At 66.3% G+C, this 15,776-nt stretch carries 12 protein-coding genes; 3 read left to right on the top strand and 9 right to left on the bottom strand.

Annotation, left to right across the window (positions count from 1 at the left end):
• Positions 1-366: 366 nt before the first annotated feature.
• The 3 genes from trpD to lnt are packed head-to-tail and all read left to right on the top strand — an operon-like array spanning position 367 to position 3,962.
• A complete protein-coding gene (trpD, locus tag SH602x_RS16215) occupies positions 367-1,380 on the top strand; it encodes an anthranilate phosphoribosyltransferase (RefSeq protein ID WP_479473299.1) in 1,014 nt (337 codons plus the stop codon).
• A 60-nt stretch (positions 1,381-1,440) separates the two neighbouring features.
• Positions 1,441-2,226 (top strand): methyltransferase domain-containing protein, encoded by a 786-nt coding sequence (locus SH602x_RS16210; protein WP_479473298.1) that lies wholly within the window; start codon positions 1,441-1,443, stop codon positions 2,224-2,226.
• A 23-nt stretch (positions 2,227-2,249) separates the two neighbouring features.
• Positions 2,250-3,962 carry an apolipoprotein N-acyltransferase gene (lnt, locus tag SH602x_RS16205; protein ID WP_479473297.1) on the top strand — a complete coding sequence of 571 codons (1,713 nt, stop codon included), beginning with the start codon at positions 2,250-2,252 and terminating at the stop codon, positions 3,960-3,962.
• 171 nt (positions 3,963-4,133) lie between these two features.
• Here lnt and pdeM read toward each other — a convergent pair whose 3' ends face one another.
• The 9 genes from pdeM to SH602x_RS16160 all read right to left on the bottom strand — a co-directional run bounded on the left by pdeM (position 4,134) and on the right by SH602x_RS16160 (position 15,770).
• A complete protein-coding gene (gene pdeM, locus SH602x_RS16200) occupies positions 4,134-4,859 on the bottom strand; it encodes a ligase-associated DNA damage response endonuclease PdeM (RefSeq protein WP_479473296.1) in 726 nt (241 codons plus the stop codon).
• A gap of 96 nt (positions 4,860-4,955) precedes the next feature.
• Positions 4,956-6,056: a TlpA family protein disulfide reductase gene (locus tag SH602x_RS16195; protein WP_479473295.1), complete on the bottom strand. Its 1,101-nt coding sequence runs from the start codon at positions 6,054-6,056 to the stop codon at positions 4,956-4,958.
• A 210-nt stretch (positions 6,057-6,266) separates the two neighbouring features.
• The gene (locus SH602x_RS16190) at positions 6,267-7,055 is read right to left on the bottom strand and encodes a TatD family hydrolase (RefSeq protein ID WP_479473294.1); all 789 of its coding nucleotides are present in this window, start codon (positions 7,053-7,055) and stop codon (positions 6,267-6,269) included.
• Positions 7,056-7,100: 45 nt separating this feature from the next.
• Positions 7,101-7,529: a hypothetical protein gene (locus SH602x_RS16185; protein ID WP_479473293.1), complete on the bottom strand. Its 429-nt coding sequence runs from the start codon at positions 7,527-7,529 to the stop codon at positions 7,101-7,103.
• 37 nt (positions 7,530-7,566) lie between these two features.
• Positions 7,567-9,372 carry an NADH-quinone oxidoreductase subunit N gene (locus SH602x_RS16180; RefSeq protein ID WP_479473292.1) on the bottom strand — a complete coding sequence of 602 codons (1,806 nt, stop codon included), beginning with the start codon at positions 9,370-9,372 and terminating at the stop codon, positions 7,567-7,569.
• Between the two features lie 72 nt (positions 9,373-9,444).
• Entirely contained in the window at positions 9,445-11,664 is a 2,220-nt protein-coding gene (locus SH602x_RS16175; RefSeq protein WP_479473291.1) for a complex I subunit 4 family protein, read from the bottom strand.
• Positions 11,665-11,745: 81 nt separating this feature from the next.
• Positions 11,746-14,328, bottom strand: a complete 2,583-nt coding sequence (locus SH602x_RS16170) for an NADH-quinone oxidoreductase subunit 5 family protein (protein WP_479473290.1) — start codon at positions 14,326-14,328, stop codon at positions 11,746-11,748.
• Positions 14,329-14,358: 30 nt separating this feature from the next.
• Positions 14,359-14,727: an NADH-quinone oxidoreductase subunit NuoK gene (gene nuoK, locus SH602x_RS16165; RefSeq protein ID WP_479473289.1), complete on the bottom strand. Its 369-nt coding sequence runs from the start codon at positions 14,725-14,727 to the stop codon at positions 14,359-14,361.
• 14 nt (positions 14,728-14,741) lie between these two features.
• Positions 14,742-15,770: an NADH-quinone oxidoreductase subunit J family protein gene (locus tag SH602x_RS16160; RefSeq protein WP_479473288.1), complete on the bottom strand. Its 1,029-nt coding sequence runs from the start codon at positions 15,768-15,770 to the stop codon at positions 14,742-14,744.
• Positions 15,771-15,776: the final 6 nt, after the last annotated feature.

Below are 15,776 nucleotides of genomic sequence, written 5' to 3'. Positions count from 1 at the left end.
CGGTCATCCGAAGGACGTGATGGACCGCCCTTGAGTGATGGGCCGACCTTCAGCGGTCCTGGCCGACACGATCCATGCGCCACGGCTGGCTTGCCCAGCCGTGCGGGCCGCTGCGTCGATGTTGCGTTGTTGCGCAAGAATCTCGCATGAACCTGGGATTCCGAAACACGGCTGGGCAAGCCAGCCATGGCACACGGACTTCCGAGCGAGTTCATCGTCACTTTGCCACGAAAGCCCCCCAGCGACTCGTCTCCCCGCCTTGGCGGCTCGTGAACTAGAATTTGCCGAACGCCTCTTTCTCAGGGGCGTGCGGCCCGATTCTTTCGTCGACAGGCGGCGGTTTTGTCTTTCGCGACGGCTGATGCATTGCTCGCCCGACTGGCGGGGGGAACGGATCTTTCCGCGGAAGAGGCGGAAGGCGTGCTGCTTCCCGTGCTCGACGGCCAGATGCCCGAAGAGCGGATCGCTCTGCTGCTGACCGCCTGGCGGGAAAAGGGCGTCACCGCGGACGAAGTCGCCGGCGCCGCCGCGGCGATGCGGGCCCGGATGAACCGTCTGCCGACCCGGCGCACGGACGCGGTCGATACCTGCGGAACCGGCGGATCGGGCTGCGACACGTTCAACATCAGCACCGCCGCCGCGATCATCGCCGCGGCCTGCGGCGTCCCCGTCGCCAAGCACGGCAATCGGAAGGCGACCAGCAAGTCCGGCAGCGCGGACGTGCTCGAAGCGCTCGGCGTCCATCTGGACGTGTCGCTCGAACGCGCGGCGGAGTGCCTGGACGAACTCGGCGTCTGCTTCTGCTTCGCGCGGAAGTTTCACCCCGCCATGCGGCACGTGGCGAACGTTCGTCAGGCGCTCGCCTTCCCTACGATCTTCAACCTTCTCGGGCCCCTGTGCAGCCCCGCGGGAGCGAAGCGGCAGCTTCTCGGCGCGGGCAAGGCCGAGCATCGCGATCTGCTGGCCGAAGCCCTGGTGCGGCTCGGAACCGAGCGGACGTTCGTCATTCACGGCGACGACGGCCTGGGCGAAGTGACGCTGGGCGGCGCGACGTTCGTCACCGAGGCCTCGCCCGCCGGCATCCGGCACATGACCTGGCAGCCCGAGGACTTCGGCCTGCCCGTCGTGCCGAAGGAACTCCTGTGCGTAGAGAGTCCGTCGCAAAGCGCGTCCGTCATCCGCGACGTCTTCGCCGGCGAGAAGTCGCCCGCCCGATTCGTCGCGCTGGCGAACGCTGCGGCGACGCTGCTGGTAGCGGATCGCGTCGCGTCGCTGGGCGAAGGCGTCGAACAGGCGACCAGCGCCGTCGACAGCGGCGCCGCGGCGGCTCTGCTGGAACGCTGGGCGACGAAGACTCGCGATGCCGAAGGCGCCGCCTGACTCGCTCCCTGAACTGGTCTGTCTCGGCTTCGTCCTGCGGCTTTCTCTTTCGGATCCTCGATGTCGTCCCCTGCCGAACAGCCCGAGATCGTCTACCGTCGCAAGGGCTTCTGCCCGATCTGCGACGCGGAGGCCGAGTTTACGGCGACCCGCGACTGGTATCGCGATTACCTGCTCTGCTCCGGATGCGGATCGATTCCGCGGGAACGCGGCCTGGCGCTCGTGCTGGAGCGACGCTTGCCGAATTGGCGGAAGTTCGCCATTCATGAGTCGTCGCCGGTCAACCGCGGCATCTCCGCCAGGATGGCCCGCGAATGCCCGGGTTACCTCGCTACGCAGTTCTTTCCCGGCGAAGATCTCGGCAACATTGTTCGCGGCTTCCAGAACGAGAATCTGGAGGCTCAAACCTTCCCCGACGCGAGCTTCGATCTGGTCGTCAGCCTCGACGTGATGGAGCACGTGAACCATCCCGACAAGGTCATGCAGGAGATCGCGCGCACGCTCAAGCCGGGAGGCGCCTATCTCTTCACCGTCCCGACCTACAAGGAACGGACCGTCGGCGAGCGACGCGCCCTCTACAAGCCTGACGGCTCCGTCGAGCACTTCGCCGAACCGGAGTACCACGGCAACCCGGTCAGCGACGAAGGGTCGCTCGTGACGTTCCACTACGGGTACGATCTGGCCGAGCTGCTCTCGACCTGGTCGGGCTTGGACGTCGAGGTCGTGCGGTATCACGATCACCGCCACGGCGTCATCGGAGAGTTCACCGAGGTCTACCTGACGACGAAGCCCGGACCGATCGCGAAGCCGCGCCGCGGCTTCAATTTCTTCGGATCGTCCCGCTAAGCGCCGCACGCCGGAATCGAGCCATGGAAGGCATGCACGCGGAAACGACCGAGCAGCCGCATTCGCAGCGACGGCGCTACGCTCTCTGGGGCGGCGGGCTCTTCACCGCGGTCGCGCTCTTCCTCGCGTTTCCGCCGGCGGGCTGGTCGTGGCTGGTCTGGTTCGCGCTGGCGGGCTGGATCGCGCTGGTTCGCCTCGACCGTCTGCCGGGGAAACGACCCTATCTGGTCCTCTACGCCTGCGGCGCGGTGCACTGGGCGATGATGCTGCACTTCGTCCGCCTGCCTCACTGGGCGGGCTGGTTCGGACTGCTGGCGCTGGGGCTCTACCTGGGCGTCTATCCGGTCGCGTTCGTCTGGATCAGCCGCTTTCTCGTCCATCGGCGGCGCTGGTCGTTCGCGCTCGCCTGTCCGGTCGTGTGGATCGGGCTGGAGTGGCTTCGCGCCTGGATGTTCACCGGGATGCCGCTCGGCACGCTGGGTCACGCCCTCGCCCCGTTCCCGCTGCTCATTCAGACGGCGGATCTGTTCGGCGGATACACCGTTTCGCTGCTGGTCGTGATCGTCAACTGCGCCGTCGCGGGGCTGCTTCCGCTCGGCGGCGAACGGAAGCGATCGTACGCGCCGACCGCGCTCGCCGCGGCGGCGATGGTCGCCGCTCTGACCTACGGTTCGTGGCGGATGAACCAGACGCCGCCGCAGGCGAACGACGATCCGCTGAAAGTCGTCCTCCTGCAAGGGAAGATCGACACGCACTTCAACGAGGATCGCGCCACGCCGGACGAGATCTTCGAAGAATATCGATCGCTCGCCGTCGAAGCGCGGGCGTTGGCTCCCGACGCCGACGTGATCCTCTATCCAGAGAGCGCGTTCCCCTATCCGGAGTTTTTGTTCGAGGAGGGGGATCTCGACTCCGATATCCGACGGATCCAGCGACAGCGGGACTTCCTCGTCTATCTCGCCCACGGTTTCGACCCGGAAGATTCGGAGCCGCCGCCGAAGCCCTGGCCTGATCTTGTGATGGGGACGCACACCGTCATCTATCCGAAGGCGGAAGACGCCTTCGACGGCCTGCCGACTTATCGCGGCTACAACTCTGCGGTCTGGATCGGCGAAGACGAAGCGCTGGGGCGGTACTCGAAACGCCACCTCGTCATGTTCGGCGAATACATCCCGGGCGGCACGATCGTGCCGTGGGTTTACACGCTGTCGCCGAACGGACGGGGTCTCGACGTCGGCGACCGGGCGGAGATCTTCACCATCGACGGCAAGCGCCTGATGCCGTTGATCTGCTTCGAGAGCATCGTGCCGCAGTACGTGCTGACTTCCCGGCAGGAGGCGGCCGAGCGCGGCGAGGATCCGGACTTCCTGGTGAACCTGACCAACGACGGCTGGTTCTGGGGATCCAGCCTGCTCGACCTGCACTTTTACGCCAACATCTTCCGCGCGGTCGAGCACCGTCGCCCGATGCTGGTCGCGGCGAATACCGGCTTCTCTGGCACGATCGACGGGAACGGCGTCGTGAGGACGAAAGGTCCCCGCCGCGACCGCGAGGCGCTGATCGACTCCGTGCCGCTCGACGGACGGGAGAGCCTCTACGCCGCGACGGGCGACTGGTTCGCGATGTTCTGCATGGGGATCGTGCTGCTCGCGATCCCCGCCGCTTGGCTTCCGCGGTTCCGCGACGTCCGGACCGGCGCCCCTCCCTCGACGCCCCCGCCGACCGATCGAGCGTAGGACAAGATCCCCGGGATTGCACGGCGAGGAGGATCTACGACGGTGTGCCACGGCTGGCTTGTCCAGCCGTGCCTGCGACGTCCTCCATTCGGCACGGCTGGACAAGCCAGCCGTGGCACACGAACGAATTCGACTGCCTCCCGCCCCTCGCTCTGACGAAGGAACCTCTCCTCAAGCCGCCGCGTCGGGCAAGGCGTCGCCGCGCTGAAACGGTGCGTCGATCACTTCGCCGTCCGCGATCACCATGACGCGATCGCCTTCGGCGGGTTCGATCCGGCCGCCAGCCGAGAATTCGGTGAAAGCCGGCAGGATCAGCCGCTGGCCGCGCAGCCAGAAGCAGGGGAGCTTCACCGACTGGCCCCCCAGGCCGAACAGCCTTGCCGTCGGATGGACATGCCCCGCAAGCTGCGGCACGGACGTTTCCCCCGTCGGGTGATGCCGCAGGTCGATGCCGTTCCAGGCGAACGGCTCCTCCACGGGCTGCACGCCCCATTCGTCCGGCAGGGAGGCGACGCGGCGGTCGTGATTGCCGCGGACCAGCAGCAGCGAAAGACCCGGTCGCCGGGCGCGCCACACGGCGAAGCTGGCGACGGCGCCGTCGGTCATCCCGGTCGAGCAGTGGATCAGATCGCCGAGCACGAACATCCGGCGAACATTCAGGCGATCCAGCAGACTGTCGAGCCGGGCCAGATCGCTCGCCCCCGCTCCGTCAGGCAGCGGAACGCCTCCCGCACGGAAGGCGTCGGTTTTGCCGAGATGCAGATCGGCCAGAAACAGCGTCGCTTCGCCCGCCGCGTACAGCGCTCCCTCGGGAAGCGCCGTGAGACGGACTCCCGACAGTTCGATCTCCATACCGCCCATCGCCTCCTGCTGCGTAACGCCCTTCCGGCGAAGCATTGTTCGCTCGGAAGGGACGTCGGGCAACTCAGGCAGCGGTTAGGTCGCGGCGGGAGCGTCGGCGAAAACAGAGAGCAGCGAGGCAGAGCGTCGGCGCTACTTCTCTTCCGACTCTTCCTTGGTTTCGTCGTCCGATTCTTCCTTCGATTCCTCTGCCGGAAGTTCGACCTTGCCCCAGCGCTCTTCGAGCAGTCGCGTTAGTTCTTCGCCGCGCGCGGCGGTGGAGATGACGACGCCGTTTTCGTCGACCAGGAACATCGTCGGGATGCCCTGAATGGCGTAGTACTCCGTCGCCGGATTATCGCCCTTTTCGTCATGCAGGATGATCCAGTCGCCTTCCGACTCTTCCAGGAACTCGGTCAGCGCTTCGCGATCCTGATCCAGGCTCACGCCGACGATCTCGAAGCCCTTGTCCTTGTACTTGCGATAGTTCGTGAGCATGTTCGGATGCTCGGCCCGACAGGGGGGGCACCACGTCGCCCAGAAGTCGACGAGGACGACCTTGCCCTTCAGGTTATCGATGTCGAACTTGTCGCCCTTGAAGGTGGTGCCCGTCAGCTGGAGCTCTTCTCCGAGAAGCGTCGCGCGGCGCATCACCGCTTCCAGTTGGGCGAGTACCTTCGCTCCGTTCTCGCCCCCCTTCGATTCGATGGCGGTCTTGAACGTGGCCATCGTATCTTCGGCCAGCTTCGGATCGATTTCCGCGGAGGCTTCCAGGAGGTTGCCCATCATCGAATACTGCGCCGGCCCGAGTTCCTCGGCGCTGACGATCTGCTCGACCATCGCGGGAACGAGTTCCTTCTTCTCCTCGTCCGTTCCGTACGTTAGCAGCGCCAGGGTCATGCGATCGAAGAGGGACGACGCCTTCTTTCGCAGTTCGGCGTCGGCGTCTGCTTCCGAAAGGTCGGCGATCTGCTGAAAGACGCCGCGAGCCTTGCGGATGGCGGCGGCGAGTTCCTCCGGCGACGCGTGACGGGCCTGGATCGTCGCGATCGCCTCCTCGAACATCTTTTCGCCCTTCGACTTCTCCGGCTCCGGAGCGTCTTCGGCGGGCGAGTCTTCGGAGTCGGGCTTCGCTGCTTCCTTCGCAGGAGGCGCAGGATCGTCGGCTGCCGCAAAGGGGATCGCGAATGCGAGGGCGGCGCCGCACGTCGCCAGCGCGAGCCATCGACGAAGGGTCGGGAACGAACGAGTCATCTCGGTCTCCATCCGCAGAAAAAAGGCTGAGTTCCAGGTCGGTCAGCCGCGGGGAAAGGTTCGCGGTGCGAACGCTCTTCCGCACGGAAGAGCCGCTCGAAGTATTCGCCACTATTGAGTATCCGCGGCCCGGTTCCAAGACCCGGCAGGCTCCGCGACCAGTTTTCGTCGAACGAAACGAGCCGCCGCGGAAGCGGATTGTGCGCCCGATCACTCGGCGTCGGCGTCGAGGCCGAAGAGTCGGCAGGCGTTGCGGTACGTCGCCTCCGCCAGCGATTCGGGCCTTACGCCGCGGACTTCCGCCAGCTTGGCGAGCGTATGGACGACCCAGGCGGGCCGGTTCGGTTTCTTGCCGCGATAAGGCTCAGGCGAAAGGTAAGGCGCGTCCGTTTCGATCAGCAGACGATCCTCCGGAACGGTCGCCGCGACGCGACGGAGATCGTCCGATTTTTTGAACGTCGCCATGCCGGCGAAGCTGATGTACAGACCCAGTTCCACGCACCGCGCCGCGTACGCTTCGTCGCCGGTGAAGGAATGCATCACGCCGCGCAGCGGACCGCGCCGCGCTGCCTCTTCCAGCATTTCCCGAATCGGTTCCGCCGAATCGCGGAGGTGTACGATGAACGGTACGTCGCGCTCCTGCGACAGCCGCAGATGGCGATCGAACCAGACCCGCTGCGCCTCCATCGGAACGGTCTGCCAGTAACCGTCGAGCCCCGTCTCGCCCAGCGCGACGACCTTCGGACGGTCGAGCATCGCCGTGATCGCCGCCCAGTCCTCCTCCGTCGCCGGACCGCAGACGTTGGGCTGAATGCCGACGGCGGCGTACAGCGATTCGTGCCGCGAAGCGATCTCGAGGGCGCGTTCGCTCGAAGCGCGATCGATGCCGATCACGAGCGTCCGCCTCACGCCCGCGGCCACGGCTTCGGCGACGACGTCGTCGAGGATGCTCGCGAAGTCTTCGTCGTTGAGATGCGCGTGGGTGTCGAAGGTCCGCATTCTCGGGGTCGGTTTCGTTTCGTCGGGAGGGATAGCGGCTGCCGACTAGGTCTTCTTCGCCGGAGCGAGCAGAGCGTCCGCTTCGCGAAGCGCGTCCTCCAGTTGCACGGCGAACTCGTCGAGGATGCGGATCTCCGGAGAAAACTCCGGAAGCGCCCGGCGAAGCGCCGCGAGCGCGTCGCGATCGGCGATCAGTTCCTGGCGAAGGCGCCCGGCGAGGTACTTCGGCGACAGGTCGTTCCAGGCGGCGAACCGCATCGGAAAGGTGCCGGTATCGGTCGGCGCGCGGCGATCGAGAAGCGCCTCGGCGATGCCTCGCTCCGCCTCGGCGTACGCCTGCCGCAAGCGCGTGAGATAATCGCGGTACGCCTCCTGGCCGTGAATCTCCGCCGGCGCGGCCGAACCGAGATAGGCCGGCGCGGAGAACCGCAGTCGCGCGTGAATTCGGGCCAGCGTGCGTTCGACGGCGCTCATGAAGACTCGAAAGAAACGACGGCGAAGGCTAGAGGCATCATACGGCGACCGAACGCAACAGGCTCTCGGCGGCCGCTTCGGCGAACTCGATCAGCGGCGTCGCGTTGACGAACAGCAGAACGCTGGCCGCGACCGGCACGGCGACGAAGGCGGTCTCGGGGTTGAACCACTTCCGCAACGGCGTCTGCTCCGTGCGCTCGGACGGCTCGTCGAACACGGTCCGCTTCACGACGCGAATGTAATAGAACAGGCTGAGCGCCGTGTTCAGGCAGCCGATCACGAGCAGCCACAGGAAGTAAGGCTTCGGATCGCCGAGTTCGCCCGACGCGCGATAACCTTCCGCCAGCGAGGCGAAGATCGCGAACTTCCCGAGGAAACCGACGAACGGCGGCAGGCCGATCAGGCTGAAGAAGAGTATGGCCAGCATGCTGGTGAGCGCGGGTCGGCGCCGGACCAGCCCGGCCCAGTCGTCGAGCGATTCGCTCTTCAAATCGTTACGAACGAAGGCGATGACCGCGAACGCTCCCAGGTTGGTCAGGAAATACGATCCGAGATAGATCGTCACGGACGCCACCGCCTGCACCGCCGCCTCGTGCGATTGATCCGCCATCTCGGCGGCGACGCACGCCGGCATCAGCAGGTAGCCGGCATGCGCGATCGTGGAGTACGCCATCAGGCGCTTGAGGTTCGTCTGCGCGAAGGCCGCCAGGTTCCCGAACGTGCAGGTGATCGCCGCCAGCGCCGCCAGTACGATCCCCGCGCTGACGCGGAATGGTCGCAGCGCCGCAAGGCGTGCATCGTGCAGCGTGTCGGGATCTTCCAGCGCGACGGTCGGCCCTTCGCCGGCGGGTCCGTCGTCGGCGGGCCGCGACGCGCGAATCTCCTCCGCCGCGACGGTCGACGCCGCGACCGCGCTTCCCGGGCCTGGTTCGACCGGCAGCTCCGTCACGGTGCCCAGGCCGATCAGGACACGAAAGACCAGCGCCACGGCGGCGGCCTTCGACGCGACGCTGAGAAAGGCGCCCACTTCGGCGGGCGCTCCCTCGAACGCGTCCGGGCACCAGAAGTGAAACGGCACGAGCGAGACCTTGAACCCCAGTCCCCCCAGGATCATCAATCCCGCGATGGCCAGCGTCGCCGCTTCTTCGAAGCCGAGACCGGCCAGCGTCTGATCCGCCAGCGCGCGGGCGACGCTGGGGAGGTGTGCCGTGCCCGCGAGTCCCCCAAGCAGGCTGAGCCCGTACAGCATGGCTCCCGAGGAGACGGCGCCGAAGACGGCGTACTTCACCGCCGCTTCGCTGCTGCGGGGTCGCCCCTTCAGCGATCCCACCAGCAGGTACGACGGCACGGAAGCCATCTCGACCGCCAGGAAGATGGCGAGCAGGTGGTTGGCCGACGTCATCAGGCACATCCCGACCGACGCGCCGAGATAAAGCGTATAGACGTCCGGCCCGTCCTCCCGATCGGGGATGCCGGAGAGTCGCGTGAAGCCGATCTGAAAGACCAGATAGAGCAGCAGCAGTCCGCGCATGACCAGCGCGAATCCGTCCAGGTCGAGCATGCCCGTGAACGCTTCGCCGCTGACGTAGCCGCCGTTCGGAAGCGCCTGCCAGGGAGCGCAGAGCCAGAACGCGGCGCCGGCGGAGACGATCGCGATCCAGAAGCTCTCGACCCTCTGCGTCAGGCGCAGGCACCGCGCGAGCAGGATCAGCACGATCCCGGCACAGAGCGCAAGCTCCGGCGCGAGACGTCCGACGCTCGACTCCCACGTAAAACCGATTCCTGCAACGTCGCCTTTCGTGTCGACGATCAGCGCTCGCAGAGAATCGAAGAACGTTTCCACCGGACGAATCGTTTCGGAAAATCGGAGGCAGGCGAAATCGGATGCCGGTACGCGACGACGTGAAGTGGCGGTCTACGGGTCCGCTGCCGGGGGATCGGCATTTCGCGGCGGATCTTCAGCGGGAGCGTCCAGTGCGCCGTCGCGCGCCGGCGCTTCGTCCAACAAGATCGCTTCCGCTTCGCCTTCGCTTTCCGCCTGAGCGTCGCCCGCGGCTCGTTGCGATTCGAGCTCGTTCGCTTCGCGTTCCAGGTAGACGGGAAGCAGCCGTTCGGTCCATGCGGAAAGGCGAGCGTACTGCCGGTCGAAGGTCGCGTCGAACCAGCGGAACCCGAGGTGGTAAGGAGCCACGCCCATCGCGATGCCGAGCGTGAACAGCGTTCCCGCGATCAGCCCTTCCCGCAGCGTGAGCGGAACGAGCTTCTCCGAGTAGGGCCCGCGATACTCAGCGCCCAGGAAGACCTTCTGCAGGCAGGTAAGCACGTAGGCGGCCGTCAGCACGGTCGTGAACGCTCCCGCGACGGCCAGCGCGGCCTGATACTTCCAGGCGGAGAAGACGACGAAGACCTCGCCCCAGAATCCGCACAGCCCGGGCAGCCCGAGCCCGGCGAAGAAGATGCCGAAGGCCAGCGCCGCGAACGCCGGCATCCGTCCGTAGACGCCGCCGAACTCGTTCAGATCGCGATGTTTCACCCGGTCGTACAGCACGCCGACGACGAAGAACATCCCGGCGGAACTGACCCCGTGGGCGAGCATCTGGAACATGGCGCCCTGCGCTCCCATGTTCCAGTAGGACGGGTCGAAGCCGTTCTCCACGCTCGCCGACCAGGCGCCGAGACCGAGCAGCACGTAGCCCATGTGACTGACCGAACTGTACGCGACGAGGCGCTTGAAGTCCGTCTGCGCCATCGCGGCCAGGGCGCCGTAGAACATGCTCACGATTCCGAGCGTCGCCACGAGCCACGCGTATTCATGCGCCCCGAACGGACAGAGGGGGAACGCCACGCGGATCAAGCCGTAGCCGCCCATCTTGAGCAGCACGCCGGCGAGAATCATCGAGATCGGCGTCGGCGCCTCCACGTGGGCGTCGGGCAGCCACGTGTGAAACGGCACGCCCGGGAGCTTGATCAGGAAGCCGAGAAACAGCGCGAGGAAACACCACCGCTGCACCGTCGGGGAGAAGCACTCCGTCTCGAGCGCGAGGTCCGCCAGCAGGGGCAGCGAGAACGTATGGATCGGACGAAGCGTCTGGCGATCTTCGAACGTCGTGACGGTCCGTGCGGCGCCTTCGGGCAAGCTGCGGAGCCAAGCCGTCGCTTCGGCAGGCGCAGACCCAGATGCATCGTCAGGGCGATTCGGATTCGGTAGCAGCAGGACCGCATCGAGCGCCTGCGCGAGCAGCGAATTCGTCTCGATTGCCTGGACGAGATCGGCAGCGGTCGGATCGCGCGGCAGGGAGACCTCGATCTCGCCGTCGACTTCGTCGAAGACGCTCTTGGGATCTGCGCCTTCCTCCGCGACTCGTCGCACGATGGACAGCGCTCGCAGGGGTTCCCACTCGCGGCGGATCAGCAGCGCTTTCGTCCCGTCCGGATCTTCGACGACCGCGACGCCGAGTTCGAGACCGAGTTCGGGGTCGTCAGCAAGCTCGGCGAGCTTCTCCGCTGCGGAGGTCGACACGACCGCCGCATCCGCGAGGGCTCGCAGATCGCTCTGGAAATAGAGGACCAGCAGAGCGACGAGCATCAGCACGCCGCCGACGAGCGTGTAGAGGAAGAACTTGATCGCGGCGTACTCCTTCCGCGGGCCTCCCCAGATGCCGATCAGGAAGTACATCGGGAGGAGCATGGCCTCCCAGAAGACGTAGAAGAGAAAGAAGTCCTGCGCGAGGAATACCCCCAGGATGCCCGTCTGCAGCAACAGGAACAGGATGCCGTAGGCCTTGACTCCCTTGGTGATCGAGCGACTCGCCGCGGCGGCGAGCACGGCGATCAGCGCCGAAAGCACGACGAGCGGAAAGCTGATCCCGTCCAGCCCGATCGCGAAGCGAATGTCGAACGAATCGAGCCAGGGCACGTCCAGCACATGCTGCAGCGTCGGCGTGGAGACGTCGAACCGGGCGGGCGAACCGGGCAGCAGATAGCCCACGACGACCAGCACGAAGACCGCGAGCGACGCCGCGAAGATCCAGCCCCGGGCGAAGCGTTCCGCCGACGTCGGGGCGCACGCCAGCACGATCGCGGCGAGCGCCGGCAGCCAGAGCGTCAGCAGAAGAATGAAAGCGGAAGGTTCCATGCGGACGGGTCAGTCTCTGCAGTTCGTCGCGAAGGAAAGAAGGGCGAGCGGAGGGTGTAAGCCCTCCGTGGAGTGAGCCGTTCAGCGAGATTCTCTCGACTGCCGCAATGCGTCCAAGGCGGCTTCCGCGTCCAGAAAAAAGAAAACGATCACGAACAGCGCGACCGCCGCTGCGGCGAGAAAGAAGACGTATTGTCGCAGGCTCCCCGTTTGCACCTGCCGCAATCGGCTCCCCGCGCGAAGGGTCGCTTGTCCGAATCCGTCGAAGCCGCCGTCGACGAAGCGCTCGTCGACCCACGTCGTTCCGAATCGCGCGGTCGCTCGAACGCCCGCTGCGATTCCGTTGACTGCCCGATCGAAGATCCACCGGTCGAGCCAGGCCGCGCCGCGCGTCAGCGAGAAATACGGGCCGACGATCGCGGTTCGATAGAAATCGTCCACATAGAGCCGCCTCGACAGCACGAGCCGCGCAGGGCGTGCGAGCGCCGAATCGAGCACGGCGATATGCCTCTGTCGTCCGAATCGCAGCCACGCGAGCGCGGCGCCCGCGAGCGCGGCCAGCAGCGCGACGACGCCGGCGACAGCTCGCGCCAGGATCGCTCCTTCTCCATGCGTCGCTACCGCGGCCAGATCAGGCGGCATCGCGCTATGCAGCATGCTTTGCATCGAGACCCCGGGGAACCAAAGCGTCTGCGTCGCGGAGAGCAGCGTCCAACCTCCGAAGGCGAACGCCGCGAACAGCGCCGGACGCTTCCACGCGGAAGCTTCGGACAGCCTGAGCGAAACGATCGAGGCGATCACGGCGGCGAGCGCGCTCCCCACGACGCTCTGCCAGCCGGTCCATCCCGCGACGACGGCGAGGAACGCCAGGATCGCCATCGGGGGCAGCATCGCCGCGCCTGGATCGTGGGCATGGACCGCATGATCGTGGTCGTGATCATGGACGTCGGCGTCGTGATGCGGGACTCGCCGATCGAGAAAGATCAGCAGCCACAGCCGGGCGATGTAATAGGCCGTGAGCGCGCTGACGCAGGCGGCGAGGCCGAACAGGATCCACCCCCACGAACGCTCCTGCGCGAAGACGAACGCCTGCTCCAGGATGGCGTCCTTCGAATGAAAACCCGCGAAGCCGAGCCCGGGCAGCACGATCAGCGGCAGTCCCAGTCCGCTCAGCGCGATCGCGCCGGTCAGCGTCAAGCCGGCCGTCAGCGGCATTTTGCGTCCGAGGCCGCCCATCCGTTCGAGGTCGAGCGTTCCCGCGCCATGCTGCACGGCGCCCGCGCTGAGAAACAACAGACACTTGAAGAAGGCGTGCGTCGCCAAATGGAACAGTCCGGCGAACCAGCCGCCGACGCCCATCGACAACGTCATCAGCCCGAGCTGGCTCATCGTCGAGAAGGCGAGCGCCTTCTTTAGATCGGTCGCGACCGTCGCCATCGCGGCGCCCGCGAGCGCGGTCACGATTCCCACGATCGCGATCACGACTAGCGTGTCGGGCAGCAGCAGCGGGTAGATCCGTCCAAGCAGGTACACGCCCGCCGCAACCATCGTCGCCGAATGCACCAGCGCGGAGACGGGCGTCGGCCCCTCCATCGCGTCGGGCAACCAGACATGCAGCGGAACCTGCGCGCTCTTGCCGACGCATCCGCAGAACAGGAGCAGCCCTGCGACGGTCAAATACGTGTGCCAGTTCACGAAGGGCCAGATCGGCGCCTCGCCTGCGGAAACGATCGTCGATCCGGCTTCGGCTCTTTCGGACGAAGGGGCGACGACCGTCGAGGTTCCGGATCCGCCGTTCGTTCGCTCCGCGACGAGCGAGATCAGGCCCGCTTCCGCGGTTCCTCCAGCCGCGATCGGCGTTCGATCGGCGAGGCTCAGCGTTCCGAACGCGCCGACGAACATGGCGATGCCGGTCAGCATGCCGAAGTCGCCGATACGGTTGACGAGAAAGGCCTTGTTCGCCGCGGCATTCGCCGCCTCCCGTTCGACGTAGAAGCCGATCAGGAAATAGGACGCGGCGCCGACGAGTTCCCAGAAGATGAAGACGCCTAGCAGATCGCCCGCCAGCACGAGTCCCAGCATGCTGAAGCAGAACAGGCAGAGGAACTGAAAGAAGCGCGCGTACCTGCCCGGCCGCTTCACGGGACCGTCGTCCTCGCCGGTCGCGTGCTCGTCGATCACCTGACGAAGTTCGTCCTGCATGTACGAGCCGGCATAGAGCATGACGCACGTCGCGACGCCGGCGATCAACGGAAAGAACAGGATCGTCAGTCCGTCGATAAGATACGTCAGCTCGAAACGGAGCTCGCCGAACTGCGCGAAGAACAGCAGCGATCCGGACAGCGTACGCGGAGCGGGCGAAGGCTCCTCCTCCGCGAGCGCATCGACCGCCGGAACGCGACCGGCCGGCGCCTCTTCCTGCAGGTCTTCCGCGACGGGCTCTTGGAAATGCGGAACCGCCGCGAGCGAACTCTCGTCCGTCGACCACCAGACGCAGGCGGCAGCCGAGGAAAGAGCCAGGCTCAACAGGATGGCCCCGATGGAAATCCAGAACGCCGGCCTGCCCCCTGCCGAAAGCGCATGCCCGGTCGCCAGGATCGCGAAGAACGCGATCAGCGGCGCGAGCGCCGCCAGCGATAGGCACCAGGGGATCCAGGATTCCAAACGACGAGTCTCCGCGGCCGCGCTCGCGCGCTATCCCTTAAGGTCGTCCGCTCGATCGACGTCGATCGAAGCGTGGGCGTTGTAAAAGTGAAGCACGATCGCGAGAACCACCGCCGCCTCCGCGGCCGCGAGCACGATCGTGAACGCGGCGCAGAGCGACCCGTCGAGGCCCAGGCCTCCCGGCTGAACGAACGGGCTGCCGAGCGCGACGAAGTTGACGATCGACGCGTTGAGCAGCAGTTCCAGACCCATCAGTACGCCGAGCAGGTTCCGCTTCACGATCACGCAGGCGAGGCCGATCGCGAAGAGCGCCGCCCCGACGACCAGGTAGTGCCCGGTCGTCGCCGCCGCCAGGACGCCGCCGCTCGATAGTGCGTCGAAGGAAAGGATCCAGGTCATGGCGCCGTCGCTCGTCATAGCGCGACCCCCGTGGCCTGATCGCGTCGATCGGCGACGGTGAAGTAAGCGAACGCCAGCAGCATCGTCAGGACCAACCACGAGACGGCGGCGATCTGCGCCGTCGTCGTCGCGCCCCAGTACCAGAACTGCGCGATGGCGATCACGAAGCCGAGCGTCTCGACGAACAGGCCGGAGACCTTGCGAAAGCGGAGCAGCGCGAAGCCGAGTCCCACGACGGCAATCGCCGCGGCGCTGGGGAGCCGCCAATGCTCCAACGCCCGATTCAGCGCGGTCAACTCATTCGCGATGGGAGGAGGCGCGCCGTAGGCGACCGTCAGGTCGAACAGTGCCTGCGGCGCGAACAGATAGAGCACCGTCTTCAGCGCGGCGAGCGCCAGCAGAATGTCGAACGCGACCCGATACCAGCCGGGCATCGCCGGCTGCGCCGCGATCGACTCCGGCAGGGGCGTGATCTCCCGGCGCTTCGCCCGCGCGAGATGCGCGGCTCCCACCAGCGCCACGAGCAGATGGACGGAGACCATCTCGAACGGGAAGAGATATCCTGCCCGCGCGCCTGCCGCGGCGCCCTCTTCGCCCGGTTCGAGTCGAAGCCCGAGAAACGCCAGGCCGAGCCGCGCGGTCTGATCGTTCGCCGCGGCGACGAACTCGGGCGAAGGTTCCGGCTGACGCTCGTTCCACCGCGGAACCGCCAGCGCGGACGATGCGAGCAGGATGAAGATCGCCCCGCTCGGGATGCAGGCGAAGAACCAGTCGCTGACGCTGGATCGCATCGTGATCGCCGCGTCGCTGGCCGTGAGCATCACGCCGAAGATCAGCAGGACCAGAGTCCCGCCGACGTAGATCATCAGTTGCATCGCGCCGACGAACTCGGCGCCGGCGAGAAAAAACAGCCCCGAGCTGGCGCCGAGCGACAGGATCAGGAAGAACGCCATTCGCACGACGTTCTGAGCCAGTAGGGCCGCCAGAGCGAACCCGCAGGTCAGCGATGCGAAGAAGAGGAAAACGAGGAACGACCAGTCCAACGTAAG

The organism is Lignipirellula cremea (assembly GCF_056501455.1).
Note: the sequence above shows the minus strand (reverse complement) of the source record. Positions and strands in the feature narration are given on the sequence as shown.